Source organism: Streptococcus sp. GMD4S (assembly GCF_000296955.1).
The window spans coordinates 1-624 of the sequence record NZ_AJRE01000380.1 but is presented as its reverse complement, the minus strand read 5'-3'; the positions used below and the strand labels follow the sequence as shown (position 1 = coordinate 624).

General features: G+C 37.3%; 1 protein-coding gene and 1 pseudogene. Both read left to right on the top strand.

Annotated features, from left to right (window positions below; genetic code table 11):
- Positions 1-176 (top strand): annotated as a pseudogene (locus GMD4S_RS10025) (phosphate acyltransferase PlsX); the annotation flags it as partial.
- Positions 177-181: 5 nt separating this feature from the next.
- A complete protein-coding gene (locus tag GMD4S_RS10020; RefSeq protein WP_000136435.1) occupies positions 182-418 on the top strand; it encodes an acyl carrier protein in 237 nt (78 codons plus the stop codon).
- Positions 419-624 lie beyond the last annotated feature (206 nt).

The window sequence follows — 624 nt, the reverse complement described above, 5'->3', positions numbered from 1 at the left end:
CACAGCTCAACTATTCAGATGTTGGAGGAGCAGTCTTGTTTGGCGTCAAGGCGCCAGTTGTAAAAACTCATGGCTCAAGTGATGCCAAGGCTGTGTACAGTACGATTCGTCAGATTCGTACCATGCTAGAAACAGACGTAGTTGCTCAAACTGCGCGTGAATTTTCAGGAGAATAAAAAAGATGACAGAAAAAGAAATTTTTGACCGTATTGTAACCATTATCCAAGAGCGACAGGGAGAAGACTTTGCCGTAACAGAGGCCTTGAGTTTGAAAGACGATCTAGATGCGGACTCAGTGGACTTGATGGAGTTTGTCTTGACACTAGAAGATGAATTTGGTATCGAAATCACTGATGAGGAAATCGATCAACTTCAAAGTGTAGCGGATGTAGTAGCGATTATTAAAGATAAAAAATAGCCAAAAGCAACATGCAAGTCATGTTGTTTTTTTATTTGCAGAAAAAAGAGAAATTTTTAGTAGAAATTGCGAATAAAGAGATGAGAAAGAAAAAGGAGGAATGTTTATGTATGTGACCGGTTTTTATCCGTGGTTCATTAAGTGGTTTTTAAAATAAAAATGAATGAATTGTTCATTTTCGAATTGTTTTTCGAATAGATAGGTAA